Genomic DNA, 26647 nt, shown 5'->3' on the forward strand with positions numbered 1-26647 from the left:
CATGAACCGTCGACCAAAACATTCCGCGGGCTTTTCGCTCGTCGAACTCATGATCGTCGCGATAATCGTCGCGATTCTGGCGGCTATCGCATTCCCTTCGTACATGCAGCATGTGCGCAAGTCACGTCGAACCGATGCCAAGACGGCGTTGCTCGATGCTGCGGCAAGGCAGGAGAAGGTCTTTAGTACGCAAAACCTGTACGGTGGCGCCCCGGGCGATCTGGGCTACGCGGGCGCCGCGTATCCGGTGCAGATTCAATCGAGCGGACAAACGTTCTATCAGCTCACCGTTGCCACAGCCAACTCGGGTACGACGTACACGGCCACGGCCGCGCCGGTCGGCGCGCAGGCCGGGGATGACTGCGGCTCGTATGTCATCAACAATCTGGGAGTGCAGTCCAACACCGGGACGTCCAACGGGGCCACGTCCGCCACCTGCTGGTAGGCAGCAAGAGGTGCGTCGATGCGCGCGCGGGAAGTGCCGCATGTGATGGCCGGCAGGTCACTCCAAGGCCGCAGGTCCAAGAGGCATCATCAAAATGATCTGGCGTCGTTGCGCGGCCTTGCCGTACTACTTGTACTGTCCGCGGCCGTGCGCCTAGCCAGAACCGCTTCGCTTCATTTTGATAGCGCCTCTTAATGCCTGAGGACATGCCCATACCGCGGCGCCGGCCGTGAAGGATGCGTTCCATCTACCGCCCGGTAACCCCGCGCAGGGTAGGAAATTGCGTTTCGCGGTATCCTTGCCGGCGTGCCACGTCCGCGCCGCCTGCCCGGCGCCGCCCGGCGCGCCTGCCCCGGCCCGGTATCATGCCGCTCGGGCCCCACGGCGCATCAAGCATTTTGCATACCCTATGAAAGATCTAGAAAGTGAGCTGATCGGCTCTGCCCGGCTGCCGACCCGCTATGGAGAATTTACCGCACACGCCTTCCAGGGCGTTGATACCGGTACTGAACATCTTGCGCTGTCGATGGGCGAAATCTCGGGCGAAAACCTGCTCGTGCGCCTGCATTCGGAATGCCTGACCGGTGACGTCTTCGGTTCCTGCCGCTGCGACTGCGGCGAGCAACTTGACCTCGCGATGCAGCGGATCGCCGAAGAGGGCCGCGGCATCCTGCTGTACCTGCGTGGTCACGAGGGGCGCGGCATCGGCCTGTCGAACAAGATCCGCGCGTACGCGTTGCAGGATGGCGGACTGGATACGGTTGATGCCAATCTGGCGCTAGGCCAGGCGATCGATTCGCGCACCTATGCGTTCGCGGCCGATTTCCTGCGTCAGTGGGGGGTGAGTTCGGTCCGTCTGATGAGCAACAACCCGATCAAGATCAAGGCGCTCGAGGATGCAGGCATCAAGGTGACCGAGCAGGTCCGCCATGTGGTGCCGGCGAATGCCGAGAACGAGAAGTATCTGGCCACCAAGCGGTCGCGCATGGGGCACCTGCTCGATTGATCGACTGGGTTGTGGCCGCAGCCGATGGCTGACACCGAAGGCGCTTCGTATGACGAAGCGCCTTTTCTTTTATGCGTCGAAATCGAAATCAAAATCAGTCGCATAATCGCCGGCACCAATGATATTTTCGGGCAAAGCCACGCCGGAGCTTGATCTTCCGCTGTCGGGAATTACCATGAAAATCACGCCGAAAGTCTTCCGGAGGGATTTGTCATGAAGGCAGACAAAAAGGTTATCCAGTTACTGAATGGCCAGCTCAAGCACGAGCTGACCGCCATCAATCAGTATTTCCTGCACGCGCGCATGTATCGTCACTGGGGGCTCAAGGAACTCGGCAAGCACGAGTACGAAGAGTCGATCGAGGAGATGAAACATGCGGACAAGCTGATCGAACGCATCCTGATGCTCGACGGTCTGCCTAATCTGCAGGACCTGGACAAGCTGCTGCTGGGCGAGAATACCGAAGAGATGCTTGGCTGCGACCTCAAGCTCGAACTCGCGTCTCAGGTCACCAGCAAGGATGCGATCAAGTACTGTGAGTCGGTGGGCGACTATGTCTCGCGCGAGATCCTGAGCGAGATCCTCTCCGATACCGAGGATCATATCGACTGGCTGCAGACGCAACTCGAGCTGATCGGCAAGATCGGCCTGCAGAACTACCAGCAAAGCGCGATGGGCGGCGTCGAATAAGCCCATCGCCTGCAGGTTTTTCCAACATCGGATACACTGCGCCCCGCACCTCGGAGCGGTCCCACACGCGGACCGGCATCCCACGGCGGGGTGGCAGAGTGGTTATGCGACGGCCTGCAAAGCCGTTTACGACGGTTCGATTCCGTATCCCCGCCTCCAATTCCCCAATCCCCCCCGAAATCCCTTTTCATTTTCCGGACGCATTTTCGTCATCGCGGTGTCTTTGGGCTCGTGAATAAAAGCTGGCGCGCTTCATGCTGCATGGAAGGTGATTTGCAGCGTCATGCGCGGTCAGGCGTGGCGCGCGTCGCATTGGGCCATCTCCCTCTGGTAAGTCCGCCCCGATTGCGATACTGTCGAACCGGGCGTGCACCAAATGTCAGCATCTCGCAGCTCCCCAAGGGCGCACGTTCGTCGTACGACAAGTCCGGCTCTGGTACAGCCGCCGGCGACATTATCTGACCATGCAGGGCTTCCATGGCGTATCCGTCCAACGTGATGAGACATACAGAGGCTCCAGATGATTAGGGACTTGCGAATCCGCGCGGCGCAGCCGGCGGATGCCGCCGCAATCGGAGCGGTACTCGAGCGGTGTGGCCTTCCCGTGGACGACCTGGCGCGACTCGTCGGCGAGTTCCATGTGGCTGTACTCGAATCGCAGATTGTCGGTTGCGCGTGTGCCGAACTGTTCGGCGACTCCGCCATCGTGCGATCGGTGGCGGTACTGCGCGAATGGCGCGACCAGGGGATTGCGAGCCATCTCGTCAACGCCGTGATGATGCGCGCCCGTGCCAACGGCAGCCGCCGCGCCGTGCTGCTGACGTCGACTTGTCCGAGCTACTTCGCGCGTTATGGCTTCACGCTGATTCACGCATCGAAGCTGCCGCCGGAAATTCTCGAAAGCAAGGAGTTCCAGCGGATGCGCAATACCAGCGCGCTTTGCATGTGCTGCGAGCTGGCCTGAGTGACTTGGGCGTCGGCAGGATTCCGCAAAAGCGTCAATAATCGGGTCTCCGCAATTCGCACGAGCATCGAGGAGCCCCCATGCCAACCACCGTCCGCGCCGTCCGCCTTCACGAATTTGGTTTGCCGCAAGTGATGCGGCTCGAGTCCGTCGAATTGCCGCCACCAGCGGCGGGCGAGGCGCGCGTGCGGCATACCGCAATCGGTTTCAATTTCATCGACGTCTACCAGCGGCGCGGCACCTATCCACTGCCGGTCGGCACGGGTCTGGGCCATGAGGCCGCCGGCGTGGTCGAGGCGATTGGCGATGGTGTGACCGATGTCGCGGTCGGCGATCGCGTGGCCTACATGAACGCCGGACTCGGCGCCTACGCCGAAGGGCGCAATATCCCCGTGGACAAGCTTGTGAAGCTGCCGGATGCGATCAGCGACGAGCAGGCCGCGGCCGTGATCTTCAAGGGCATGACCGCGCAGTACCTGGTCCGCCATACCTACGCGGTGAAGCCGGGCGACACGGTACTCGTGCACGCGGCGGCAGGGGGCGTCGGGCAGATCCTGAGTGGCTGGGCGAAGGCGCTGGGCGCCCGCGTGATCGGCACGGCCGGGTCGGCGGCAAAATGCGAAATTGCCCGCGCCGTGGGATGCGACGTCGCGATCGACTACAGCCATGGCGATTGGGTCAAGCAGGTGCGTGACGCCACCGAGGGGCGCGGCGTGAACGTAGTCTATGACGCCGTGGGCAAGGACACCTTCCTCGGCTCGCTCGATTGCGCGCAGACCTTCGGCATGGTGGTGCTCTACGGCGGCGCGTCCGGCCCGGCGCCTGCCATCGAGCCCGAGTTGCTCAACAAGAAGGGCTGCCTGTACCTGACGCGGCCCTCGGTGTTCCCGCACAACGCTGATGCAACACGTTTCCGCGCCAATGCGAAGGACCTGTTCGATGCCATCGCCGCCGGTCACGTGAAGGTCCAGATTGGCGCGCGCTTTCCGCTGGCGGACGTGGCGCGCGCGCACGAGGCTGCCGAAGGCCGGGCGACTACCGGCGCGATCCTGCTGCTGCCCTGAGTGACCTGAGCGGGTTTGCCGCCTAGTGACGGTGGCCGCGATGCGCCGCGTGGCCATCGTCGCATTGATTGATTTCGACGCTCACGTGCACGAGTTCATCGTGTATCGATAGCGCGTGCCGCACGCGCTGCGGCGTCAGGCTGGCGTCGTGGGTGACCAGGCTGGCGATGCACGCGAATTTTTCACGGCCCACGCGCCAGACGTGCAGGTCGGCCACGCGCGTGCCGTCCTCGCCGTGCGAGAACTGCGCCAGCACTTCGCGTACTTCTTCGACCACCGGGTGATCCATCTCGCGATCGAGCAGCACCGTCCCGCTCTGGCGCATCAGGCCGATGGCCCAGCGGCCTACCAACACCGCGCCGACCAGACCCATCACCGGATCGAGCCAGCTCCATCCCAGCCACCAGCCACCCGCCAATGCAACGATCGCCAATACCGAGGTGGCGGCATCGGCCACCACGTGCAGATAGGCCGAACGCAGGTTGATGTCGTGATGGCGGTGGCCATGATCGTCGTGACCGCCGTGACCATGACCATGACCATGATCGTGGTGATCATGCCCGTGCGCCTGATGGCCGTGGTCGTGCCCGTGATCATGGCCGTGGTGCGCGCCGCCGAGGATCAACGCACAAGCCAGGTTGACGATCAGGCCGATCGCGGTGATCGCCATCGCCTCCTGATAGTGAATCGGCTGGGGAGTGAGCAGCCGCTCGACCGAGCCAAACACCATCAGGCCAGCGACGCCAAGCAGGAAGATGGCGCTGGCGAATGCGGCGAGAACTTCGATCTTCCAGGTTCCGAAAGAGAATCGGCCATCCTGCGACAGCCGGCGGGCCGCCGCATAGGCGAACGCGGACAGGCCGATGGCCAGTGCGTGCGAGCTCATGTGCCAGCCATCGGCTAGCAGTGCCATCGAGTTGAAGACGAGACCCGCGGCGATTTCGACGATCATCATCGCCAGCGTGATCCACATGACTAGCCGCGTGCCGCGTTCGGCCGCCTGGTTGCCTGCGTCGAACACGTGGGAGTGGGTCCACGCGGAGAGGTTTTGCGTGTGCACGGCGGTGCAGTCCGGATGGGTTGGATCGGGTTTGAAGTATGCGCGAAGGGTAGCAGCATGGGCGGTCGACAGGGCCTTCATCCCTGCCGTCGACATGGCTGCCCGGCTGCAGTCGGCTACCAACGGGGAGCTACCACCCGTGATATGGCGCGGCGGGGTCGTAGTGGCCGAAGCGCTCGGCGAGGAAGTCGACGAATGCGCGTACGCGTGCCGAGAGCTTGTCACGAGACAGATACACCGCATGGATGTCGGCGGCCTGCGCGGACCAATCCGGCAACACTTGCCGCAGCCGTCCCGAGCGCAGCAGTGGCGCGACCTCCCATTCGGACCTCAGCACGATGCCGTGGCCCTGCAGCGCCCAGTTGACGGCCACCTCGCCATCGTTGGTCGCCGCCATGCCGCGTACCTTGACCGTCTCCTGCCGTGCGGCGGATTGCTGGTGCTGGAGGTGCCAGGTGCCGTATGCGGCCTCGCTTTCGCGGATCACGATGCAGCGATGCTGCGTCAGCGCGCGTGGCGAGGCGGGCTCGCCGTGGCGGGCGAGGTAGGCGGGGGATGCGCACAGGAGCCGGCTATTGAGCGCGAGCCGTCGGGCGTTGAGGCGGGCGTCGGGCAGGTCGCCCACCAGGATGCCGACGTCGTAGCCTTCCTCGGCCAGATTCAGCGCGCGGTCAGTCAACTGAAGCTGCACTTCGATATCGGGACAGGCCACGAGAAAATCACCGATGGCGGGTGCCAGGTGGCGGCGTCCGAACCCGAGCGTGCCGTTGACGCGCAGCAGGCCGCGCGGCGCCACGCGGCTGCCACGCAAGCCCTGCTCCAGCTCGTCGAGCTCGGCCAGGATTCTTCCACCCTGGGCCAGATATGCCTCGCCCTCCGGCGTGACCGACAGTCGCCGCGTGGTGCGATTCAGCAGCCGCACCCCCAGGCGTGCCTCAAGCGCCGCCAGCCGCTTGCTGGTCGCCGATGGCGTGACGCCAAGCTGCTGCGCCGCGCCGGCAAGACTGCCGCGCTTGACGAGCAACACGAAGAACGCGAGATCGGAGAAGGCATCCATGGCGGCCGATTATTCGTGATGCATTCGTGAATTAAAGGCACGAATGTAAGTAATTTGGCGAAATTATAGCGATGGATTCCGCGATTAGACTGCGTGCATTCATTCATTCGAATTGCATTCACCCAGCCAATGCCATGACCGGTCGCACGCTATATCAGAAGCTCGTGGACTCGCACACGGTCGTCACGCTCGATGCGGACAACGTGCTGCTGTACGCGGATCTCCACATCATGAACGAGTACACGAGTCCGCAGGCGTTCGCCGGGCTCGCCGAGCAGGGCCGCAAGGTGGCGGCGCCGGGCCAGAACCTGGCCGTGGTCGATCACATCATCCCGACGCACGCGGAATCCCCGCGCGTGATCCAGGATCCCGCCTCGGCGCTGCAGGCTCGCAACCTGAAACGTAATTGCGACCTGCACGGTATTCCGCTGTTCGACACCAATGATCCGCTGCAGGGTATCGAGCATGTCATCGCGCCCGAGCACGGCATGATCCGGCCCGGCATGGTCGTGCTTTGCGGCGACAGCCATACCACCACCTACGGCGCATTCGGCGCGCTGGGCTTCGGTATCGGCACCTCCGAGGTGGAGCACGTGCTGGCCACGCAGACGCTGGTCTACCGGCTGGCGCGCGACATGCGTATCCGCGTGGATGGCCCGCTGCCATCGGGCACGACTTCGAAAGACCTGATCCTCCACATCATCGCGCGTATCAGCGCGCAGGGCGCGCGTGGCTACGCGGTGGAGTTCACGGGCAGCACGATCCGTGCGTTGTCGATGGAAGCGCGCATGACCCTGTGCAACATGACCGTGGAGGCGGGCGCGCGCGGGGCACTGATCGCGCCCGATGCCACGTCGATCGACTATGTCCTGCGCCGGGCACCAGACATCGACGCCGACATGGCCGAAACCGCGCGCCGGGCATGGGCCGGGCTGCGGTCGGATGCCGATGCCGGCTTCGATCTCGAACTGGCATTCGATGCCGCTGCGGTGGAGCCGTTCGTCACCTGGGGCACGAGCCCGGATCAGGCGATTCCCGTGAGCGCCACGGTGCCGCAGCCGGCCGACGCCGGGGACAGCATCGCCCGCGTCTCCGCCGAGCGCGCGCTTGAGTACATCGGCGTGACGCCCGGCGTGTCGCTGCAGGGGCTGCCTGTGCAGCGGGTGTTTATCGGCTCCTGCACGAATGGCCGCATCGAGGACTTGCGCCAGGTGGCCGCCGTGGTACGCGGTCGCAGGGTGGCGCCGGGCGTACGTGCAATGGTGGTGCCGGGCTCCGGCGCCGTGCGCGATCAGGCTGAAGCCGAGGGCATCGCGGCCTTGCTGATCGATGCTGGATTCGAATGGCGCAAGCCAGGCTGTTCGATGTGCCTCGCGATGAACGACGACGTGCTGGCGCCGGGCGAGCGCTGCGCGTCGACCACCAACCGAAACTTCGAGGGCCGCCAGGGCCGTGCCGGACGCACGCACCTGATGAGCCCGGCCATGGCAGCCGCCGCAGCCGTTACCGGCTGTATCACCGACGTGCGGGAACTGGAGATCCAACATGGATGACATCACGACGATCGAAGGTGTCGGCGCGCCACTACCGCTGCCGAACCTGGATACCGACCAGATCATGCCGAAGCAGTTCCTGCGTGGCATCGACAAGGCGGGGCTCGACCGCGGGCTGCTTCACGACATGCGTTTCGACGCGAACGGCGCCCCGCGTGCGGACTTCGTGCTGAACCAGCCGGCGTGGCGCGACACGCGCGTGCTGGTCGCCGGGCCGAACTTCGGCTGCGGTTCGAGCCGTGAGCACGCGGTCTGGGGGCTGCAGCAATATGGCATCCGCGCGGTCATCGCGCCGAGCTTCGGCGAGATCTTCTACTCGAACGCGATGAACAACCGGTTGTTGCTGGTGGCGCTGCCGCAGGCGGATGTCGACCAGATCATGGCGGCCGTGAGTGACCCCGTGGCGCCGGCGTCGATCCGTATCGACCTGTCGACCATGACGGTCAATGCCGGCGACTTCGCCAAGTCGTTCTCGCTCTCTCCGCGCCACCTCGACATGTTCCGGCTCGGCCTCGATGTCATCGGCATGTCGTTGACGCATGCCGATGCGATTGCGACATTCGCAAGCCGGCACCACGCGGACAACCGCTGGCTACGCGACGTGGCCGCGACTACCATGGCACGGCTCGGCCGCATGGCTGGCTGACGGAGGAGATACGATGTTCGAAGGATTCACGACCCAGCGCATTGATCACGACGGCGTGGCGATCCATGCGGTGGTCGGCGGAGAAGGTCCGCCGCTGCTGCTGTTGCACGGCCATCCGCAGACCCATGTGATCTGGCACAAGGTGGCCGGTGAACTGGCCCGGCATTTCACGGTGGTGGCCACCGATCTGCGTGGCTACGGCGATAGCGACAAGCCGGCGGGTCTGCCCGACCACAGCAACTACAGCAAGCGGACAATGGCGGCCGATCAGATGGCGGTGATGCGGGCACTCGGCTTCGAACGTTTCCGCGTGCTCGCTCACGACCGCGGCGCGCGCGTGGCGCACCGGCTGGCCGTCGATCATCCGCAGGCCGTGGAGAAGCTCGTGACGCTCGATATCGCCCCGACGCTGGCGATGTACGCGCAGACCATCGAGGCGTTTGCCCGGGCCTACTATCACTGGTTCTTCCTGATCCGTCCCGCGCCGTTCCCGGAGACCCTGATCGAGGCCGACCCCGAGCTTTACCTGCGCCAGACCATGGGTAGCCGCAGCGCCGGCCTGGCGCCGTTCACGGAAGAGGCGCTGGCCGAATACCTGCGCGGGCTGCGCCAGCCGGGCGCGGCGCATGGACTGTGCGAGGACTATCGCGCCAGCGCGGGCATCGATCTCGATCACGACCGCGCCGATATCGAGGCTGGCCGCATGATCGAATGCGAGATGCTGGCGTTGTGGGGAGCCGACGGGGCTGTCGGAAAGTGTTTTCAGCCACTTGAAGAATGGCGCAAGGTCGCCCGCCGTGTGACTGGTCGCGCACTGCCATGCGGCCACTACATCGCCGAGGAAATCCCGGAGCAACTGCTGGCGGAAGTGCTCCCGTTCCTGCGCGCCTGAGCGCGGCAACCTGTTGATTCCGCGATGTTTATCCTTCTCCCGCAGTCAGCCGGGAGAGGGATAATCGGCATCAGCGTGTGACTCGCGCCGATCGCGCCCGCGTAGGCCCCACCATATCCCGCCTCGCACTATCTCCAATTTTTTTGATATTCATGTTTAACCGCTGCTGTGCAGCATATGTCCTACGCTGGCATGATGGCGGCCAGGTGATTCTTTGATGAGTCGGATGTTGTCGTGTCAACGTGCGCGACAACCTGCGCAAACATACATTCATGAATGGATGTATAATGCGCAGCAAAAATTCATTCCAAGACCCCTTTACTGCTGTTAGTTTTCACAATGACGTACCGATTTATTGCAAGCTGTCTTGCCGTCTGGCTCGGAATCTGTGTCGCCGCGAGCTGGTTGGTGGAGCGACTCTGGGCTTGACCGCCTCTGAGCGGTAGAGTGCTTCAGCCGGCATGGCTGCCTATGCAGTTCCCTTCGATGTCCGTTGCCGAGCCAATCTCTCTTCCATGTCCATGAACAAGAAGACAGAACAACAAGAACATCACATGCCCCCCGCTAATCTCTCCCGCAAGCTACCCTCCGCCCGCCTTCTGGCCATTGCCGCGCTGGTGGCGGGCGCCAGTTCGGCGGCCAGCGCCGAGGAACTGGTTGGTTGGGCGCACCCCGCCGTGCAGGCCGCGTTCGCGCGCGATACCGACCATGGCATCAACAAGTACGAAATCGCGGTCAACTTCAACACGCCGATCCAGTACGGCAATCCCGATGGCTGGCTGTTCAGGCTGCAGGCGGAAGCCAATATGGGCTACTGGGACGCGCGCAGCGGCACCAATCGCCAGAACCTGATGGAGTTCGGCCTGACGCCGATCCTGCGTGTGGAAAAGCGCGGCGGCTACTTTGTGCCGTTCCTGGAAGCCGGCGTGGGTTTGCGCCTGCTGACGCACACATCGACGTCAGACCAGCACAATTTCAGCACAGCCTTCCAGTTTGGCGACATGGTCGGCCTGGGTGTGGGGTTCGGCAAGAATGCCGCGACCGAAGTGGGCATGCGCTTCCAGCACATCTCGAACGCCGGCATCAAGGAACCGAACCCGGGCACCAACCTGTACACCGGGTACGTGCGCTATCGCTTCTGATTCTGACGGCCGGCTGATCAGGCGGCGCGCGCCAACGCGCCCTGATCGCTGCGTACCGCATCGAAGAAGTCCCACAGCTGCGGTGCGTCGCTGGTCGCCACATTGAAGCGAATCCAGGGCGAATCGGCTTCGCCGGGCTCGAAGTAGGCGCCCGGCGCCAGCCAGATGCCGTGTTCCAGCGCAAGCGTGGCCAGCCGGTTGCCCGACGGCGCGGGCCCGTCGGCTTCTCGCATGCGTGCCCACGCGAACATCCCGCCTTCGGGGCGCAGCAGGACCTCCAGGCCGTGCGCGTCCATCTTCTCGGTCACCAGATCCTGCTGGGCGCGTAGCCGCTCGGCGAGCGCCGCCACGTGCCGGCCATAGTGCCCGCTGGTCAGGACCGAATACACGAGCCGCTCGGTCACTTCCGAGGACGTCAGTCCCACGGCCATCTTCGTGCGTGCGAAGGCCTTGGCCAGATCCGGGCTTGCGGCCAGATAGCCGACGCGCAGCGACGGCGCGATCGTCTTCGAGAAACCGTTCACATAGACCACCTGCGAGAGCCCGTCCATTGCCGCGAGCATCGGCGACCCGGCCGGCGCCAGTTCGCGATAGATGTCGTCTTCCACCACCAGTAGCCGGTGCTGCTCCGCGATCTGCAACACGCGGAACGCGTTCATGCTGGTCAGGCTCGCGCCGGTGGGGTTCTGCAGCACCGTGTTGATGAACAACGCACGCGGCGAGTGCTGGCGAATGGCGTCTTCGAGCGCGTCCGTGTCGAGGCCCGCAGCCGTGCGCGGCACGCCGATCGCGCGCAGGCCCGCCAGCCGAAGGATCTGCAGCAGATTGCAGTAGCACGGCGACTCCACCAGTACCGTGTCGCCGGGGCGCAACAGTGTGCGCACGACCAGATCCAGCGCCTGCGTGGCGCCCTGGGTCAGCACCACCTGTTGCGATTGCGCCGGAATGCCGTACTGGCTCAGGTGCGCGGCGATATGCTCGCGCAGCGCGCCGAAGCCATAGGGATGGCCGTATCCAGACACCTGCGCGGCCGGCACGCGCGCCGCGCTGCGCATGGCCTGATGCAATCCTTCCTCGTTGAGCCAGTCGCCGGGCAGCCAGCCGGCCCCTGCCTTGATCGGCACGGAGTGGTCGGCGAATACGTCGGAAAGCAGCCAGGCCGCGTTGAGTCCCGGGGCTTCCCAGTGCGGCACGCGCGCATGGCCGGCTGGGGCGTGCCGGTGTGCCACCGTGTAGCCGGAGCCGGGGCGGGCCGCGAGATACCCGAGCGCTGTCAGCCGGCCATAGGCCTCGGCTACGGTGAAGGTGCTGACATCGTGTTGCTGGGCGAAGCGACGCACCGACGGGAGCAACGCGCCGGCCCGCAGGGCCCGGCTGTCCACGAGCGCGGCGATGCCGGCGACGATCTGTTCGGTCAGCGTCTCGCCGCCACGGCGGCTGCGAACAAGGTTCAGGTTGAGCATTCGACGCCCGCAAGAGAACGAAACCTGTACAGTGTAGCGGGTACGGCGGATTGATGCGTTGCAGCGTGAGTCCTTATTCCAGTGCCAGCACGGGGCCTTCTGCTCGCGCCGTGTGATGTGATGTACCTGTACGGTTTGAGCTTCCTAAACTGTACGGTACGGCGTCGATCTCGCGACCGTATATTCTTGATGCCAGACCTCGCCGGTAGAGTTGCCCGAAACCGTGGCCGAACTCCCGAAATGAGCCCGGCTCCGCCCCACACCGCCTCACACCGCCATCAGGAGAATGTATGGACGCCGCCAAGACCGTGATCCCCGATCTCGAATCCCTGTGGATGCCCTTTACGGCCAATCGCCAGTACAAGTCCGCGCCGCGCCTGCTGGTATCGGCCAGCGGCATGTACTACACGACCCATGACGGTCGCCAGATCCTGGACGGTTGCGCCGGCCTCTGGTGCGTGGCCGCGGGCCACGCCCGCAAGGAAATCGTCGAGGCGATCGCGCAACAGGCCGCCACGCTCGACTACGCGCCGCCGTTCCAGATGGGCCACCCGCTCGAATTCGAAGCGGCGACCAAGGTGGCGTCGCTGATGCCGCAGGGGCTGGACCGCATCTTCTTCACGAACTCCGGTTCCGAATCGGTCGATACCGCGCTGAAGATCGCGCTGGCCTATCACCGTGCCCGTGGCGAAGGCCAGCGCACGCGCATCATCGGCCGCGAGCGCGGCTACCACGGCGTGGGCTTCGGCGGCATGGGCGTTGGCGGTATCGGGCCGAACCGCAAGATGTGGTCGGCCAATGTGATGCCCGGCACCGATCACCTGCCGGCCACGCTGAACATCGCCGAGGCCGCGTACTCGAAGGGCCAGCCGCAATGGGGCGCCCATCTGGCCGATGAACTCGAGCGGCTGGTCGCGCTGCACGATGCCTCGAACATCGCCGCTGTGATCGTGGAGCCGATGGCCGGTTCGGCCGGCGTGCTGATTCCGCCGGTCGGATATCTGGAAAAACTGCGCGAGATCACCAGCAAGCACGGCATCCTGCTGATCTTCGACGAAGTGATCACCGCGTTCGGCCGCCTGGGCGCCGCAACCGGCGCCGAGCGTCTGAAGGTGACGCCGGACCTGATCACCATGGCCAAGGCCATCAACAACGCCGCCGTGCCGATGGGCGCCGTGGCCGTGCGCCGCGAAGTACATGACGCGGTGATCAACGCCACGCCGCAAGGTGGCATCGAGCTGCCGCACGGTTACACGTACTCGGGCCATCCGCTGGCGATGGCGGCCTGTATCGCCACGCTCGACATCTACAAGCGCGACAAGCTGTTCGAACGCGCGGCCGAGATGTCGCCGAAGTTCGAGTCGGCCGTCCACGGCTTGCGTGGTGCGCCGTATGTGAAGGACATCCGCAACCTTGGCCTGGTGGCGGGCGTGGAACTGGAATCGCGCCCCGGCGCGCCGGGCGCACGTGCCTACGAGGCATTCCTGAAATGCCTGGAGCTGGGTCTGCTGGTACGCTACACGGGCGATATCCTGGCGTTCTCGCCGCCGCTGATCATTTCGGAGGCCGAGATCGACCAAATGTTCGACACCGTGCGCCAAGCCTTGCATAGCATCAAGTAAGACCCGCCCCAGAGCGCCAGAGACAACGAGGAAGACCGCAGTGAACATTGCAGAAAACCGGCAGATCGCCGAAATCCATCACTACGTTGGCGGAACCGTGCGCCGTGCGGGCACGGACCGCTTTGCCGATGTGTTCAACCCCGCCACGGGCGAAGTGGCTGCGCGCGTGGCCATGGGCTCAGCCGATGACGTGGCGGCAGCAGTCGCCGCCGCCAAGGCCGCGGCCCCGGCATGGGCGGAGATGCCGCCGCTGCGCCGCGCCCGCATCCTGTTCAAGTTCAAGGAACTGCTCGACCGCCATCACGACGACCTGGCCGCGCTGATCACGCGTGAGCACGGCAAGGTGTTTTCCGATGCCAAGGGTGAAGTGACGCGCGGTATCGAGGTGGTGGAATTCGCCTGCGGCATCCCCAACCTGCTCAAGACCGACTTCACCGACAACATCGGCGGTGGCATCGACAACTGGAACCTGCGCCAGCCGCTGGGCGTGGTGGCCGGCATCACGCCGTTCAACTTCCCGGTCATGGTGCCGATGTGGATGTTCCCGGTGGCCCTGGCGTGTGGCAACACGTTCGTGCTGAAGCCGTCCGAGCGAGATCCGTCGCCGAGCCTGCTGATCGCCGATCTGCTCAAGCAGGCCGGTCTGCCCGATGGCGTGTTCAACGTGGTGCAGGGTGACAAGGTCGCCGTCGACGCGCTGCTGGCGCACCCGGACGTGCAGGCACTGTCGTTCGTCGGTTCCACGCCGATCGCCGAGTACATCTACACGGAAGGCACGAAGCACGGCAAGCGCGTGCAGGCGCTGGGCGGCGCGAAGAACCACCTGGTGGTGATGCCCGACGCCGATCTCGATCAGGCCGTGGACGCGCTGGTTGGCGCGGCGTACGGTTCCGCCGGTGAGCGCTGCATGGCGATCTCGGTGGCCGTGGCCGTTGGCGACGTGGCCGACCGTCTGGTGCCGCGTCTGGCCGAGCGCGCGGCCACGCTGAAGATCCGCAACGGCATGGAGGACGACGCCGAAATGGGTCCGCTGGTGACCGCCGCGCACAAGGCGAAGGTCGAGGGCTATATCGCCAAGGGCGTGGCCGAAGGCGCGAAGCTGGTGACCGATGGCCGCGGCCACAAGGTGGACGGTCACGAGAACGGCTTCTTCGTCGGTGGCACGCTGTTCGACAACGTCAAGCCGGACATGACGATCTACAAGGAAGAGATCTTCGGTCCGGTGCTGTCAGTGGTACGCGTGCACGACTTTGCCGAGGCGGTGGATCTGATCAATCGCCACGAGTTTGGCAATGGCGTGTCGTGCTACACCAGCGACGGCGGCATCGCACGCGCTTTCGCGCGTCAGATCCAGGTGGGCATGGTCGGCATCAACGTGCCGATTCCGGTGCCGATGGCGTGGCATTCGTTCGGTGGCTGGAAGCGCTCGCTGTTCGGCGATCACCACGCTTACGGCGAGGAAGGTGTGCGCTTCTACACACGCTACAAGAGCGTGATGCAACGCTGGCCGGACAGCATCGCCAAGGGTGCGGAGTTCACGATGCCGGTGGCGAAGTAACGGCGTCAGCGCACGGCGACTGTCGGTTGGATCGGGCGTCCCTTAGGGGGCGCCCTTTTTTTGGCGAGTTTCTTTTGCGAGTATCATGCCGCCCTTTCGCTGGCGCCGCTGCCGTTCAAAAGATGCGCAGCCCAAACCGCCGGCGGATTCCGCACAACCTATAGTCCTTACACGGACTTTCTGCCGGAGCCGCGCCATGAGTCTCTTTCGCACCAAAAACATCGACGCCATGCTGGAAGTCAGCGAGCACGACGGATTGCGAAAGGTGCTGGGGGCGGTGGATCTGGTGCTGATGGGTATCGGGGCCATCATCGGCACCGGGATTTTCGTGCTGACTGGCACCGGGGCGCTGACCGCGGGCCCCGCGCTGACGGTGTCGTTCGTGATCGCGGCCATGGCCTGTGGCTTCGCGGCGCTGTGCTATGCGGAGTTCGCTTCCGCGATCCCCGTATCGGGTTCGATCTACACGTATAGCTACGCCACGCTCGGCGAGATCGTGGCGTGGATGATTGGCTGGGACCTGCTGCTCGAGTACGGGCTGGCCACGTCGGCGGTGTCAGTAGGGTGGTCCGGCTACTTCCAGTCGCTGATCGCCGGGTTCGGCATCCATCTGCCGACCGTGCTGACTGCCGCGCCGGGCGCGGTGCCCGGTGAACACACGCTGTTCAACCTGCCCGCCTGCCTGATCATGCTGGCGATCACCTGGATCGTTTCATACGGCGTCAAGGAGTCGGCGCGACTCAACAACGTGATGGTGGCGATCAAGATCGGCGTCGTGCTGCTGTTCATCGCCGTCGGCGTCTGGCACGTGAAGCCCGCCAACTGGCAGCCGTTCGCGCCGTTCGGCATGACCGGCGTCTTCAACGCCGCCGCGCTCGTCTTCTTCGCGTTCATCGGGTTCGATGCGGTGACGTCGGCCGCCGAGGAAGTGCGCAACCCGCGCCGTGACCTGCCGATCGGCATCATCGGCTCGCTGGCGGTTTGCACCATCCTTTACGTGACCGTGGCAGCCATCATGACCGGCATCGTGCCATTCATGAAGTTCGAGGGCGTTGACCATCCGGTGTCGCTGGCGCTGCAATACGCGGGGCAGAACTGGGTGGCCGGGTTTGTTGATCTGGGCGCCATCCTCGGCATGACCACCGTGATTCTGGTGATGACCTACGGGCAGACGCGGATCATCTTCGCCATGTCGCGCGACGGGTTGCTGCCGGAAGCGTTATCGACGGTGCACCCGGTTCATGCAACGCCGTACACGGCCACGTGGACCGTCGGCATCGTGTTCGCGGCGATCGCCGCCTTCGTGCCGCTGAACGTACTGGCCGAACTGATCAACATCGGCACGCTGGCCGCGTTCACGCTGATCTCGATCGCGATCCTTGTGTTGCGCCGCACGCGCCCAGATTTGCGGCGCGGCTTCCGCTGCCCGGGCGTGCCCGTGGTGCCGCTGCTGGCCGTTGGCTTCTGCCTGTTCCTGATGGCCCATCTGCAGGCGCTGACCTGGATTGCATTCCTGTGCTGGATCGGGCTGGGTCTGATCATTTACTTCGCTTACTCGCGCCGCAACGCGGTGCTGCACAACCACGGCGGCGACGCCGAGGGCTGATCAGCGGCTGCCGGCGTCCTCGAGGAACGCGCGTGCGCGGGGATCGCTCGCGTAGGCCGAGTTGATGCGCACCCACGCCGTGGTCTCGCCGCCGGGGCGAAAGAAGTGTCCCGGCGCCAGCGCCACGCCGTGGTTTTCGGCCAGCGCGACGAGTTCGCGCGAGTCCTCGATGCCGCGCGGACGCGCCCACAGGAAATTGCCGCCTGCCGGCTCGCAGAACACGTCCCAGTTGTACTGACCCAGAAGCTTGACCACATCGGCCGTGACTTCGCGCGTGCGTACGCGCAGCCGCTCCACGTATTTGCGGTAGTTGCCGCGCTCCAGCATCGTCGCGGTGACGGCTTCGGCGAAATGGGAGCCCGCCACGCTCGTCAGCACCTTCACGTCGATCAGGTCCTTGACCAGCGCCTTGTCTGCGACGATGTAGCCCACGCGCAGCGCCGCCGACACCGTCTTCGAAAACCCGCCAACGTAGATCACGTGCTCGAGCTGGTCGAGCGTGGCCAGCCGGTCGGTGAAGTTGAGCTGGAAGTCCGAGAAGATGTCGTCTTCCACGAAACGGAAGTTGTGCTTGCGCGCCAGTTCGAGCAGCCGGAATGCCACCGGTGGCGCCAGCGTCGAGCCGGTGGGGTTCTGCAGCACGCTGTTCGTGAAGAACAGCTTCGGCTTGTGATCACGCAGCAGGCGCTCGCAGGCCTCGGGGTCAGGCCCGTTCGGCGTGTGCGGCACGCCCACGAGCTGCACGCCCTGCATGCGCAGCAAGCCGAACAGGTTGTAGTAGCCGGGGTCTTCCACGAACACGGTATCGCCGGGCTTGAGCAGGTGGCGCGCCACGAGGTCGAGCGCCTGGCTTGCGCCCGTCGTGATCAGGATCTGAGACAACTCGGCCTGGATGCCGACCTGCCGCACGCGCGTCAGCACCTGCTTGCGCAGTTCCGGATGACCCAGCGGCGTGGCGTAGTGGATCACGCTGTCGATGTCGTGGCGCGTGATGTGGCGAATGGCCTGCGTCAGGCCCTCCACGTCGCGCCATTCCTCGGGCACGAAGCCGCCAGCCAGCTTCAGCGTGCCACTGGGGTGGTGGAACTGGTCGATGATATGGAGCGACAGGTCCTCGGCCAGACTCGGGTCGGACCAGCCGCGCCCACTGCGCCCGGCCAGCGTGCTGTCCGCGACGTAGAAGCCCGAGCCTTGCCGCGAATCGACCAATCCCTGCGAGACCAAGCGGTCGTAGGCCTCGATAACCGGAAAACGGCTGATGCCGTGCTCGGCGGCCATTTGCCGGATCGACGGCAGACGCGCGCCAGGCAGCGCTTCCCGCGAGCTGATCCAGGCCTTCACGCCCAGCACGATCTGTTCGGTCAGCGGTACGCCGGTGGAGGGGTCTAGTAGGAGTCTCATAGGAGGCGGCAGCGGCAACTGTCAGCAAAAACTACTGAACAGTTCAATGAAAACTGTTCGGAACTGTGCATGGGATTGTAGTCCGCGCCATGAATAATGGAAGCGTGGCGCGGCGTCACCGGAATCCTCACCGTCGCGCCGGCAAGATCAGGAGACACCCATGCGCGAACTCAGGACATTTGAGCTTGAAGAACCCGACCAACCCGTGACGTGGCGTGCCCGGCACGGCCACAGCGTCACCGCGCTGGAAGGCCGGTTGTGGCTGACCGTGGAAGGGCATCTGGCCGATATCTGGCTGCGGCCCGGCGATGTCATGACGCTGCCGGAAGGCACGCGCGTCTGGCTGTCGGGCGACGCACCCGGGTCGCGGTTCCTGCTGACCGAATCCCCCGCGCCGTGGTCGTTGCGGCGCGCGGTCTTCATCACCCGCCAGTTTGCCCGCCGCTGGGGCGAACACAAGACCGCCGCCTTCGGCGACTGCCCGCGGATCAGCGCCTGATCCGCCCCTGATTCGCCGCTACGGCTTTACTGTCTGGACCCCGACGCCCGCCTGGCGGGCGTCCGTGGCCATCACGCCGCTTCACCCAGTCCCTCCTCTGTGCGACGATGCCGCCATGGCGACCGAGGCTTACGCGCGCGCCTTGCCTTACGTTAACGTAAACGTCATATAATCGTCCGGCCCTCGTCAACGTGGTCGTCAGAACCACCGGCGTGCGGCAGCCAGCCACAAAACAGAGCGGTGGAGACAATGACTGATCTTTCTGATGTGAGCAGGACCGCGGCCGCCAAGCCGCCGGCAGTGCCTGGCCGGGGACCGGCCAACAAGGTGCGCTTTGTCACCGCGGCGTCGCTGTTCGACGGCCACGACGCGTCGATCAACATCATGCGGCGCATCCTTCAGTCGCAGGGGTGTGAAGTCATCCACCTCGGCCACAACCGCTCCGTGCAAGAGGTCGTCACGGCCGCGCTGCAGGAAGACGTGCAGGGCATCGCCATCTCCAGCTACCAGGGCGGGCACGTCGAATACTTCAAGTACATGATCGATCTGCTGCGCGAGCACGGCGGCGAGCACATCCAGGTGTTCGGCGGCGGCGGCGGCGTGATCGTGCCGGACGAGATTCGCGAGCTCCAGGCCTACGGCGTGGCCCGCATCTACAGTCCCGAGGACGGCCAGCGCATGGGGCTGGCCGGCATGATCACCGACATGGCGCAGCGTTGCGATATCGACCTGACGCGCTACGCACCCACTACGCTCGACACCGTGGTCGCCGGCGACCGCCGCGCGCTGGCGCAACTGATTACCGCGCTCGAGAACGGCAAGGCGGACCCGGAACTGGTCAGCGCACTGCATGCCCAGGCGAAGGCCGCTGCCGTGCCGGTCCTGGGCATCACTGGCACGGGCGGCGCGGGCAAGTCATCGCTGACCGATGAACTGATTCGCCGCTTCCGGCTTGATCAGGACGACGCGCTTTCGATCGCCGTGATCTCGATCGACCCGTCGCGCCGCAAATCGGGTGGCGCATTGCTGGGCGACCGCATTCGCATGAATGCGATCAACCACCCGAACATCTTCATGCGTTCGCTGGCCACCCGCGAGGCTGGCTCGGAGATCTCCCAGGCGCTGCCCGACGTCATCGCCGCGTGCAAGGCGGCGCGTTTCGATCTCGTGATCGTGGAGACGTCCGGCATCGGCCAGGGCGACGCAGCCATCGTGCCGCACGTCGACCTGTCGCTCTACGTGATGACGCCGGAATTCGGCGCGGCCAGCCAGCTCGAGAAGATCGACATGCTCGACTTCGCCGACTTCGTGGCCATCAACAAGTTCGACCGCAAGGGTGCGCAGGACGCCTGGCGCGACGTGGCCAAGCAGGTGCAGCGCAACCGCGAGCAATGGCACAGCCGGGCCGAGGACATGCCGGTCTATGGCACGCAGGCATCGCGCTTCAATGACGATGGCGTGACCATGCTCTACCAGGGACTGGTGGGGGCGCTGGGCGCGCGTGGCATGAGCCTGAAGCCGGGCACGCTGCCGAATCTGGAAGGCCGGATCTCGACCGGCCAGAATGTGATCGTGCCGCCTGCGCGCAGCCGGTATCTGGCGGAACTGGCCGATACGGTGCGCGCCTACCATCGCCGCGTGGTCGCCCAGAGCAAACTGGCGCGTGAGCGCCAGCAACTGCGCGCGGCGCATGACATGCTGCAGGGCGCTGGCCACGAGAGTGCCGCGCTCGAGACGCTGGCCAGCGAACGCGACGTCTCGCTTGGCGCGGTGGAGCGCAAGCTGCTGGCGATGTGGCCGCAAATGCAGCAGGCCTACAGCGGCGACGAGTACGTCGTGAAGATTCGCGACAAGGAAATCCGCACCGGCCTGATCAGCACCACGCTGTCGGGCACCAAGATCCGCAAGGTGGTGCTGCCGCGCTTCGAGGACGAAGGCGAGATCCTGAAGTGGCTGATGCGCGAGAACGTGCCGGGCAGCTTCCCGTACACGGCCGGCGTGTTCGCGTTCAAGCGCGAGGGTGAGGACCCCACGCGCATGTTCGCGGGCGAGGGCGATGCTTTCCGCACCAATCGCCGCTTCAAGCTCGTTTCCGAAGGCATGGAGGCCAAGCGGCTGTCCACGGCGTTCGACTCGGTCACGCTCTACGGTGAAGACCCGCACGAGCGGCCGGACATCTACGGCAAGGTGGGCAACTCCGGCGTGTCGATCGCCACGCTCGAGGACATGAAGGTTCTCTACGATGGCTTCGACCTGACCAACCCGTCCACGTCGGTCTCGATGACGATCAACGGCCCGGCGCCCACGATCCTGGCGATGTTCATGAACACGGCCATCGACCAGCAGATCGACCGTTTCCGCGCCGATAACGGCCGCGATCCGACAGCCGACGAGGAAGCGAAGATTCGCGCGTGGGTGCTGCAGAACGTGCGCGGCACGGTGCAGGCTGACATCCTGAAGGAAGACCAGGGCCAGAATACGTGCATCTTCTCGACCGAGTTCTCGCTCAAGGTGATGGGGGACATCCAGGAGTACTTCGTCCACCATCAGGTGCGCAACTTCTACTCCGTGTCGATCTCGGGCTATCACATCGCCGAAGCCGGTGCGAATCCGATTTCGCAACTGGCCTTCACGCTGGCCAACGGCTTCACGTATGTCGAGGCCTATCTGGCGCGCGGCATGCATATCGACGACTTCGCGCCCAACCTGTCGTTCTTCTTCTCGAACGGCATGGACCCGGAGTACAGCGTGCTGGGCCGCGTGGCACGCCGCATCTGGGCGGTGACGATGCGCGACAAGTACGGCGCCAACGACCGCAGCCAGAAGCTCAAGTACCACATCCAGACATCGGGCCGGTCACTGCACGCGCAGGAGATCGATTTCAACGACATCCGCACCACGCTGCAGGCCCTGATCGCGATCTACGACAACTGCAATTCGCTGCACACCAACGCATATGACGAAGCCATCACCACCCCGACGGCCGAATCGGTGCGCCGGGCGCTGGCGATCCAGCTGATCATCAATCGCGAATGGGGCGTGGCCAAGTGCGAGAACCTGAATCAGGGCAGTTTCCTGATCGAGGAACTGACCGATCTCGTCGAGGAGGCCGTGCTGCAGGAGTTCGAGCGCATCGCCGAGCGCGGCGGGGTGCTGGGCGCGATGGAAACCGGCTACCAGCGCGGCAAGATTCAGGAGGAATCGCTGTACTACGAACAGCTCAAGCACGACGGCACCTTGCCGATCATCGGCGTGAACACGTTCCGCAATCCGAACGGGGACCCGACGCCACAAACGCTGGAACTGGCCCGCTCCAGCGAGGACGAGAAGCAGAGCCAGTTGCACCGCCTGACGGAATTCCATGGGGCGCACCAGGCCGATGCGGAGGCGATGCTGGCAAGGCTGCGCCAGGCCGTGATCGACAACCGGAACGTCTTTGCCGTGCTGATGGACGCCGTGCGCGTGTGCTCGCTGGGGCAGATCACGCACGCGCTGTTCGAGGTCGGTGGGCAATACCGGCGCAATATGTAATTGCGTCGATGGAAATAATGGGTGGGGCGGTTCACGGCGGCGGACGCTGGGGCTACACTCAGCGTTCCGCTTGAAAAACCGAGACACCCATGCAGGCCGAGTACGACAGCAACAACATCTTCGCGCGCATCCTGCGCGGCGAACTCCCGTGCTTCAAGGTTTATGAAGACGCGGACACGATTGCGTTCATGGACATCATGCCGCAATCAGACGGTCACACACTAGTGGTGCCGAAGGAGCAGGCCGTCGACGTGTTCGGCCTGTCCGAGGCCGGCGCGGCCGCGGCGATCCGTGCGACGCAGATCGTCGCGCGTGGCGTGCGCGAGGCCTTCCAGCCCGATGGCGTGGTGATCAGCCAGTTCAATGGCGCAGCGGCCGGCCAGACCGTGCCGCACATCCACTTTCATATCGTGCCGCGCTACGTGGACCAGCCGCTGCGCGGCCATGCACGCCAGCAACAGGACATGGGCGTGCTCAAGCAGCACGCCGAGCGCGTCATTGCCGCGCTGGCGAAGCTCAAGGGCTGAGCGCGCCCGAAAATCGAATCACCAAACAACTGGAAACTGAAGGAAGGAAGACAGACATGGCAATCAAGACAGTGGGCATCGTTGGTGCCGGCACGATGGGTAACGGCATTGCGCAGGCCTGCGCGGTGGTCGGCATCGACGTGGTGATGATCGACATCAGCGACGCCGCCGTCCAGAAGGGCATCGCCACCGTGGCCGGCAGCCTCGACCGTCTGATCAAGAAGGAAAAGGCCACCGAGGCGGACAAGGCCGCGGCGCTGGCACGTATCCACGGCAGCACGTCGTACGACGATCTGAAGCGCGCCGACATCGTGATCGAGGCGGCCACCGAAAACTTCGACCTGAAGGTCAAGATCCTGAAGCAGATCGATGGCATCGTCGGCCCCGACGTGATCGTTGCATCGAACACCTCGTCGATCTCGATCACCAAGCTGGCCGCTGTAACGTCGCGCGCGGACCGCTTTATCGGCATGCACTTCTTCAACCCGGTGCCGATGATGGCGTTGGTCGAACTGATTCGTGGCCTGCAGACCAGCGATGCCGCGCACGCCGACGTCGAGGACCTCGCCAAGCGTCTGGGCAAGTACCCGATCACGGTCAAGAACAGCCCGGGTTTCGTGGTCAACCGCATTCTCTGCCCGATGATCAACGAAGCGTTCTGCGTGCTCGGTGAAGGCCTGGCCTCGCCCGAGGAAATCGACGAAGGCATGAAGCTCGGCTGCAATCATCCGATCGGTCCGCTGGCGCTGGCCGACATGATCGGTCTGGACACGATGCTTGCCGTCATGGAAGTGCTCTACACCGAGTTCGCCGATCCGAAGTACCGTCCGGCCATGCTGATGCGCGAAATGGTGGCCGCAGGCTATCTGGGCCGCAAGACGGGCCGTGGCGTGTACGTGTACAGCAAGTAAGTCTCACGCGCGCGTTGCGCGCTGATCCGGCCCCTTCCGCCACGGCGAGGAGGGGCCGAAGGTGGCGAAAGGCCTACCGGAAATGGCTGCGCAGCGCTGGCTGATCGTCATTCCCCATACTGCCGCAGTCCCTCCAGATCGAGTGCTTCGATCACACCATAATCCACACGCACCAGCCCCTGTTGTTCCAGCACCTTGAGGGCCTGGTTCGCGCGCTGACGCGAGATGCCTGCGAGCAGTCCGATCTCCTCCTGCGAGATTTCGAGCGTGGTGCCAATGCCGGGATAGAGGCTCTCATTGAACAGCGACGACACGGCGCGTGCCACGCGTGAATCGATGTCGAGCAGCCGTTCGTATTCGACCGCCGCGATGAACTGGCCAAGCCGGTCATTGAGCTGCATCAGCAGAAATCGCGTGAACGGCAGGCTGGTATCCAGCAACCACTGAAAAGTCTCGATGGGAATGAAGGCGATACGTGATCGGCGCAGCGCCATGACGTCGTACTTGCGGATCTCGTGCTTGAGCACCGCGCCTTCGCCAAACCATCCGCCCGTGGGCACGCCCGTGAACGTGACCGACTTGCCCGACGGCGAGACAGTTGTGATCTTGACCACGCCTTCCACGACGCCGAGCCAGTGCTCGGCCATCTCGCCCTTGTGGCAGACATACTCGCCCTGGGTGTACTCGCGCACCGTAGTCACGCGTTTGACACGCGCGCGTTGTTCGGGGCTCAGGTTGGTGGCCCAGGCGCATCGGTCGATGAAGTCGTTGTTGGTGGCGGTCATCTCAATCGTAGGGATTAACCCGGAATTGTCATCGGCGTGACAACCCCGGGGGATGGCATCGGCTATCTTACGATCACGCGGAACCGGCCTTTGCCAGCACATCCAGGTGCGATTGCACAAACAGGCAAGGCAGGCATGATGCAGTGCGGCAGCGCCGCATGTGACGTGCCCAGTATAACGACCGGTCTGGGGGCTTGATACCCGGCGTGGCCCGTAGGGAACCAACCCTGCGTCCGATGGTGGAGAGGAGACAGCGATGCAGGAATCGTCGGCAACGACCTTCCCGCGATGCCTGCTGGCGCACGCCACGCAGCGGCCCGATCATCCGGCCTATCGCGAGAAGGATCTCGGTATCTGGCAGACATATGGCTGGTCGCAGACCGCGAACGAGGTTAGGGCCCTTGCCTGTGGGCTCGCGGCGCTGGGCTTCCGGCGCGGCATGAACCTGGCCGTGGTCGGTGACAACCGTCCGCGTCTTTACTGGGCCATGACCGCCGCCCAGGCGCTGGGCGGCATTCCGGTGCCGCTGTACCAGGACGCGATCGCCAACGAGATGATCTACGTGCTCGACGATGCGGAGATCGAGTTCGCGATCGTCGAGGACCAGGAACAGGTCGACAAGCTGCTCGAAGTGGAATCGCAGCTCGCCGCGCGTGGCCGCGCGGTACGCCACCTGATCTACGAAGACCCACGCGGATTGCGCGACTACGATCATCCGTCGCTGCTTTCGTACGAACGCGTGCAGGAGATCGGCCGCGAGTTCGACCGCGCGAACCCCGGATTCTTTGACGCGGCAGTGCAGGCCGGCGCGCCGGAAGACACGGCCATCATCCTCTATACATCCGGCACCACTGGCAAACCGAAGGGCGTGTGCCACTCGCATGCGGGCCTGATTGGCTCGGCCCGTAACGGCTGCAAGTTCGATGGCCTTGGTGCCGATGACGACGTGCTGTCGTACCTGCCGATGGCCTGGGTAGGCGACAACCTGTTCTCGTACGCGCAGGCGCTGGTGGCAGGCTTCACCGTGAACTGCCCGGAGTCCCGCGAGACCGTGATGACAGATCTGCGCGAGATCGGCCCGACCTACTACTTCGCGCCGCCGCGCATCTATGAAGGATTGTTGACGCAAGTCATGATTCGCATGGAGGACGCGGGCTGGATCAAGCGCCGCCTCTTTCAATGGGCGATGAACGTGGCGCGCCGTTGCGGCGCGGACATCCTCGACAAGCGGCCGGTAGCGACGCTGGATCGGCTGCGCTATGCGCTGGGTGAAGCGCTAATCTACGGCCCGCTGCGCAACGTGCTTGGCATGAGCCGCATCCGCGTGGGCTACACGGCGGGCGAGGCGATCGGCCCGGACCTGTTCCGCTTCTATCGCTCGATCGGCATTAACCTGAAGCAGTTCTACGGCCAGACCGAAACCTGCGCTTACGTCTGCCTGCAGCCGGACGGCCAGGTCAAGTTCGATACGGTGGGACCGGCCGCCCCAGGCATGGAAATCCGCATCGCCGAAAACGGCGAAGTGCTGGTGCGCGGCGTGGGGCTGCTCAAGAACTACTACAAGCGCGACGACGCCACACGCGAGGCGATCAACGACGAAGGCTACTTCCTGACCGGCGACGCCGGCGTGATCGATGCCGACGGGCACCTCAAGATCATCGACCGGGCCAAGGACGTGGGCAAGCTGGCCGATGGCTCGATGTTCGCGCCCAAGTACATCGAGAACAAGCTCAAGTTCTTCCCGTACATCAAGGAAGCGGTGGCCTTCGGTACCGACCGCGACCGCGTCTGCGCGTTTATCAATATCGACTTCGACGCCGTGGGCAACTGGGCCGAGCGCCGCCATTTGCCCTATGCGGGCTACGTCGACCTGGCTGCCCAGCCCGACGTGATCGCGATGATCGCCGAATGCGTCGAGCAGGTGAACGCCGATCTGGCCGCCGATGCGATGCTGGCTGGGTCGCAGATCGCACGCTTCCTGATCCTGCATAAGGAACTCGATCCGGACGACGACGAACTCACGCGCACGCGCAAGGTGCGGCGCGGCTTCATCGCGGAGAAGTACGGCGTGCTGGTCGAGGCGCTCTATGCGGGCAAGCCCGAGCAGTTCATCGAGACGCGCGTGAAGTTCGAGGATGGGCGCGAGGGCAGCGTGTCGGCCACGCTGAAGCTGGTGGATGTGAAGCGCTTCCCGCCCGTAGGCGGCGCGCGCGCGGCGTGAGCAC

At 64.5% G+C, this 26647-nt stretch carries 23 protein-coding genes and 1 tRNA gene; 19 read left to right on the forward strand and 5 right to left on the reverse strand.

The genetic code is table 11. The annotated features are described in order from the left end of the window. Nucleotide 1 precedes the first annotated feature (1 nt). From WD006_RS00115 to WD006_RS00145, 7 genes are all read left to right on the forward strand, one after another. Nucleotides 2-445 carry a type IV pilin protein gene (locus WD006_RS00115; RefSeq protein WP_011515099.1) on the forward strand — a complete coding sequence of 148 codons (444 nt, stop codon included), beginning with the start codon at nt 2-4 and terminating at the stop codon, nt 443-445. Nucleotides 446-854: 409 nt separating this feature from the next. After that, on the forward strand, nt 855-1451 hold the full coding sequence (gene ribA, locus WD006_RS00120) for a GTP cyclohydrolase II (protein WP_011515101.1): 597 nt from the start codon (nt 855-857) through the stop codon (nt 1449-1451). A gap of 24 nt (nt 1452-1475) precedes the next feature. Then, complete coding sequence (locus WD006_RS00125) at nt 1476-1604, forward strand: hypothetical protein (RefSeq protein WP_267880297.1); 129 nt, start codon at nt 1476-1478, stop codon at nt 1602-1604. Between the two features lie 60 nt (nt 1605-1664). Continuing rightward, complete coding sequence (gene bfr / locus WD006_RS00130; protein ID WP_011515102.1) at nt 1665-2141, forward strand: bacterioferritin; 477 nt, start codon at nt 1665-1667, stop codon at nt 2139-2141. 84 nt (nt 2142-2225) lie between these two features. Beyond that, nucleotides 2226-2300, forward strand: a tRNA-Cys gene (locus WD006_RS00135). Nucleotides 2301-2661: 361 nt separating this feature from the next. Next, nucleotides 2662-3105, forward strand: a complete 444-nt coding sequence (locus tag WD006_RS00140) for a GNAT family N-acetyltransferase (protein ID WP_008641821.1) — start codon at nt 2662-2664, stop codon at nt 3103-3105. A gap of 80 nt (nt 3106-3185) precedes the next feature. Then, complete coding sequence (locus WD006_RS00145; RefSeq protein ID WP_029306777.1) at nt 3186-4169, forward strand: quinone oxidoreductase family protein; 984 nt, start codon at nt 3186-3188, stop codon at nt 4167-4169. A gap of 22 nt (nt 4170-4191) precedes the next feature. On the opposite strand, the gene dmeF is transcribed toward WD006_RS00145, so the two are convergent. Further along, nucleotides 4192-5229, reverse strand: a complete 1038-nt coding sequence (dmeF, locus tag WD006_RS00150) for a CDF family Co(II)/Ni(II) efflux transporter DmeF (RefSeq protein ID WP_029306776.1) — start codon at nt 5227-5229, stop codon at nt 4192-4194. A gap of 130 nt (nt 5230-5359) precedes the next feature. After that, complete coding sequence (locus WD006_RS00155) at nt 5360-6286, reverse strand: LysR family transcriptional regulator (RefSeq protein ID WP_029306775.1); 927 nt, start codon at nt 6284-6286, stop codon at nt 5360-5362. A 134-nt stretch (nt 6287-6420) separates the two neighbouring features. On the opposite strand from WD006_RS00155, the gene leuC reads away from it, so the two are divergent. From leuC to WD006_RS00175, 4 genes are all read left to right on the forward strand, one after another. Beyond that, entirely contained in the window at nt 6421-7839 is a 1419-nt protein-coding gene (gene leuC, locus WD006_RS00160) for a 3-isopropylmalate dehydratase large subunit (protein WP_029306774.1), read from the forward strand. Then, nucleotides 7832-8485 (forward strand): 3-isopropylmalate dehydratase small subunit, encoded by a 654-nt coding sequence (gene leuD / locus WD006_RS00165; RefSeq protein WP_029306773.1) that lies wholly within the window; start codon nt 7832-7834, stop codon nt 8483-8485. The genes leuC and leuD overlap by 8 nt, the downstream gene beginning before the upstream one ends. A 13-nt stretch (nt 8486-8498) precedes the next feature. Further along, nucleotides 8499-9377 carry an alpha/beta fold hydrolase gene (locus WD006_RS00170; protein ID WP_029306772.1) on the forward strand — a complete coding sequence of 293 codons (879 nt, stop codon included), beginning with the start codon at nt 8499-8501 and terminating at the stop codon, nt 9375-9377. A 554-nt stretch (nt 9378-9931) separates the two neighbouring features. Then, a complete protein-coding gene (locus tag WD006_RS00175; RefSeq protein ID WP_029306771.1) occupies nt 9932-10519 on the forward strand; it encodes an acyloxyacyl hydrolase in 588 nt (195 codons plus the stop codon). A gap of 17 nt (nt 10520-10536) precedes the next feature. Here the strand turns inward: WD006_RS00175 and WD006_RS00180 are convergent, their stop codons facing one another. Beyond that, nucleotides 10537-11982 (reverse strand): PLP-dependent aminotransferase family protein, encoded by a 1446-nt coding sequence (locus WD006_RS00180; RefSeq protein ID WP_029306770.1) that lies wholly within the window; start codon nt 11980-11982, stop codon nt 10537-10539. A 290-nt stretch (nt 11983-12272) separates the two neighbouring features. On the opposite strand from WD006_RS00180, the gene WD006_RS00185 reads away from it, so the two are divergent. The 3 genes from WD006_RS00185 to WD006_RS00195 all read left to right on the forward strand — a co-directional run bounded on the left by WD006_RS00185 (nt 12273) and on the right by WD006_RS00195 (nt 16768). Further along, on the forward strand, nt 12273-13604 hold the full coding sequence (locus WD006_RS00185) for an aspartate aminotransferase family protein (RefSeq protein WP_011515111.1): 1332 nt from the start codon (nt 12273-12275) through the stop codon (nt 13602-13604). A gap of 40 nt (nt 13605-13644) precedes the next feature. After that, nucleotides 13645-15162, forward strand: a complete 1518-nt coding sequence (locus tag WD006_RS00190; RefSeq protein WP_008641802.1) for a CoA-acylating methylmalonate-semialdehyde dehydrogenase — start codon at nt 13645-13647, stop codon at nt 15160-15162. Between the two features lie 196 nt (nt 15163-15358). Then, a complete protein-coding gene (locus WD006_RS00195) occupies nt 15359-16768 on the forward strand; it encodes an amino acid permease (protein WP_011515112.1) in 1410 nt (469 codons plus the stop codon). Here WD006_RS00195 and WD006_RS00200 read toward each other — a convergent pair whose 3' ends face one another. Beyond that, the gene (locus WD006_RS00200) at nt 16769-18169 is read right to left on the reverse strand and encodes a PLP-dependent aminotransferase family protein (RefSeq protein ID WP_029306769.1); all 1401 of its coding nucleotides are present in this window, start codon (nt 18167-18169) and stop codon (nt 16769-16771) included. A 160-nt stretch (nt 18170-18329) separates the two neighbouring features. Here WD006_RS00200 and WD006_RS00205 point away from each other — a divergent pair, with 160 nt between their 5' ends. The 4 genes from WD006_RS00205 to WD006_RS00220 all read left to right on the forward strand — a co-directional run bounded on the left by WD006_RS00205 (nt 18330) and on the right by WD006_RS00220 (nt 23637). Further along, nucleotides 18330-18668, forward strand: a complete 339-nt coding sequence (locus WD006_RS00205) for a DUF2917 domain-containing protein (RefSeq protein WP_011515114.1) — start codon at nt 18330-18332, stop codon at nt 18666-18668. A gap of 249 nt (nt 18669-18917) precedes the next feature. After that, nucleotides 18918-22199 carry a fused isobutyryl-CoA mutase/GTPase IcmF gene (gene icmF / locus WD006_RS00210; RefSeq protein WP_029306768.1) on the forward strand — a complete coding sequence of 1094 codons (3282 nt, stop codon included), beginning with the start codon at nt 18918-18920 and terminating at the stop codon, nt 22197-22199. An 89-nt stretch (nt 22200-22288) separates the two neighbouring features. Then, entirely contained in the window at nt 22289-22726 is a 438-nt protein-coding gene (locus WD006_RS00215; RefSeq protein ID WP_011515116.1) for an HIT family protein, read from the forward strand. A gap of 56 nt (nt 22727-22782) precedes the next feature. Further along, a complete protein-coding gene (locus WD006_RS00220; protein ID WP_011515117.1) occupies nt 22783-23637 on the forward strand; it encodes a 3-hydroxybutyryl-CoA dehydrogenase in 855 nt (284 codons plus the stop codon). A 107-nt stretch (nt 23638-23744) separates the two neighbouring features. Here the strand turns inward: WD006_RS00220 and WD006_RS00225 are convergent, their stop codons facing one another. After that, nucleotides 23745-24422 (reverse strand): Crp/Fnr family transcriptional regulator, encoded by a 678-nt coding sequence (locus WD006_RS00225; protein ID WP_024569295.1) that lies wholly within the window; start codon nt 24420-24422, stop codon nt 23745-23747. Between the two features lie 256 nt (nt 24423-24678). Between WD006_RS00225 and WD006_RS00230 the strand changes: the two genes are divergently transcribed. Beyond that, nucleotides 24679-26643 (forward strand): AMP-binding protein, encoded by a 1965-nt coding sequence (locus tag WD006_RS00230; protein ID WP_011515119.1) that lies wholly within the window; start codon nt 24679-24681, stop codon nt 26641-26643. Nucleotides 26644-26647 lie beyond the last annotated feature (4 nt).

The organism is Cupriavidus sp. Met-2 (assembly GCF_049843575.1).
GTDB lineage: Bacteria > Pseudomonadota > Gammaproteobacteria > Burkholderiales > Burkholderiaceae > Cupriavidus > Cupriavidus metallidurans.

Excerpts from the sequence above, each read along its gene's own strand:
- WD006_RS00115 (WP_011515099.1), top strand. The coding sequence starts at position 2 with ATGAACCGTCGACCAAAACATTCCGCGGGCTTTTCGCTCGTCGAACTC.
- ribA (WP_011515101.1), top strand. The coding sequence starts at position 855 with ATGAAAGATCTAGAAAGTGAGCTGATCGGCTCTGCCCGGCTGCCGACC.
- WD006_RS00125 (WP_267880297.1), top strand. The coding sequence starts at position 1,476 with ATGGCTGACACCGAAGGCGCTTCGTATGACGAAGCGCCTTTTCTTTTA.
- bfr (WP_011515102.1), top strand. The coding sequence starts at position 1,665 with ATGAAGGCAGACAAAAAGGTTATCCAGTTACTGAATGGCCAGCTCAAG.
- WD006_RS00140 (WP_008641821.1), top strand. The coding sequence starts at position 2,662 with ATGATTAGGGACTTGCGAATCCGCGCGGCGCAGCCGGCGGATGCCGCC.
- WD006_RS00145 (WP_029306777.1), top strand. The coding sequence starts at position 3,186 with ATGCCAACCACCGTCCGCGCCGTCCGCCTTCACGAATTTGGTTTGCCG.
- WD006_RS00155 (WP_029306775.1), bottom strand. The coding sequence starts at position 6,286 with ATGGATGCCTTCTCCGATCTCGCGTTCTTCGTGTTGCTCGTCAAGCGC.
- leuC (WP_029306774.1), top strand. The coding sequence starts at position 6,421 with ATGACCGGTCGCACGCTATATCAGAAGCTCGTGGACTCGCACACGGTC.
- leuD (WP_029306773.1), top strand. The coding sequence starts at position 7,832 with ATGGATGACATCACGACGATCGAAGGTGTCGGCGCGCCACTACCGCTG.
- WD006_RS00170 (WP_029306772.1), top strand. The coding sequence starts at position 8,499 with ATGTTCGAAGGATTCACGACCCAGCGCATTGATCACGACGGCGTGGCG.
- WD006_RS00175 (WP_029306771.1), top strand. The coding sequence starts at position 9,932 with ATGCCCCCCGCTAATCTCTCCCGCAAGCTACCCTCCGCCCGCCTTCTG.
- WD006_RS00180 (WP_029306770.1), bottom strand. The coding sequence starts at position 11,982 with ATGCTCAACCTGAACCTTGTTCGCAGCCGCCGTGGCGGCGAGACGCTG.
- WD006_RS00185 (WP_011515111.1), top strand. The coding sequence starts at position 12,273 with ATGGACGCCGCCAAGACCGTGATCCCCGATCTCGAATCCCTGTGGATG.
- WD006_RS00195 (WP_011515112.1), top strand. The coding sequence starts at position 15,359 with ATGAGTCTCTTTCGCACCAAAAACATCGACGCCATGCTGGAAGTCAGC.
- WD006_RS00200 (WP_029306769.1), bottom strand. The coding sequence starts at position 18,169 with ATGAGACTCCTACTAGACCCCTCCACCGGCGTACCGCTGACCGAACAG.
- WD006_RS00205 (WP_011515114.1), top strand. The coding sequence starts at position 18,330 with ATGCGCGAACTCAGGACATTTGAGCTTGAAGAACCCGACCAACCCGTG.
- icmF (WP_029306768.1), top strand. The coding sequence starts at position 18,918 with ATGACTGATCTTTCTGATGTGAGCAGGACCGCGGCCGCCAAGCCGCCG.
- WD006_RS00215 (WP_011515116.1), top strand. The coding sequence starts at position 22,289 with ATGCAGGCCGAGTACGACAGCAACAACATCTTCGCGCGCATCCTGCGC.
- WD006_RS00220 (WP_011515117.1), top strand. The coding sequence starts at position 22,783 with ATGGCAATCAAGACAGTGGGCATCGTTGGTGCCGGCACGATGGGTAAC.
- WD006_RS00225 (WP_024569295.1), bottom strand. The coding sequence starts at position 24,422 with ATGACCGCCACCAACAACGACTTCATCGACCGATGCGCCTGGGCCACC.
- WD006_RS00230 (WP_011515119.1), top strand. The coding sequence starts at position 24,679 with ATGCAGGAATCGTCGGCAACGACCTTCCCGCGATGCCTGCTGGCGCAC.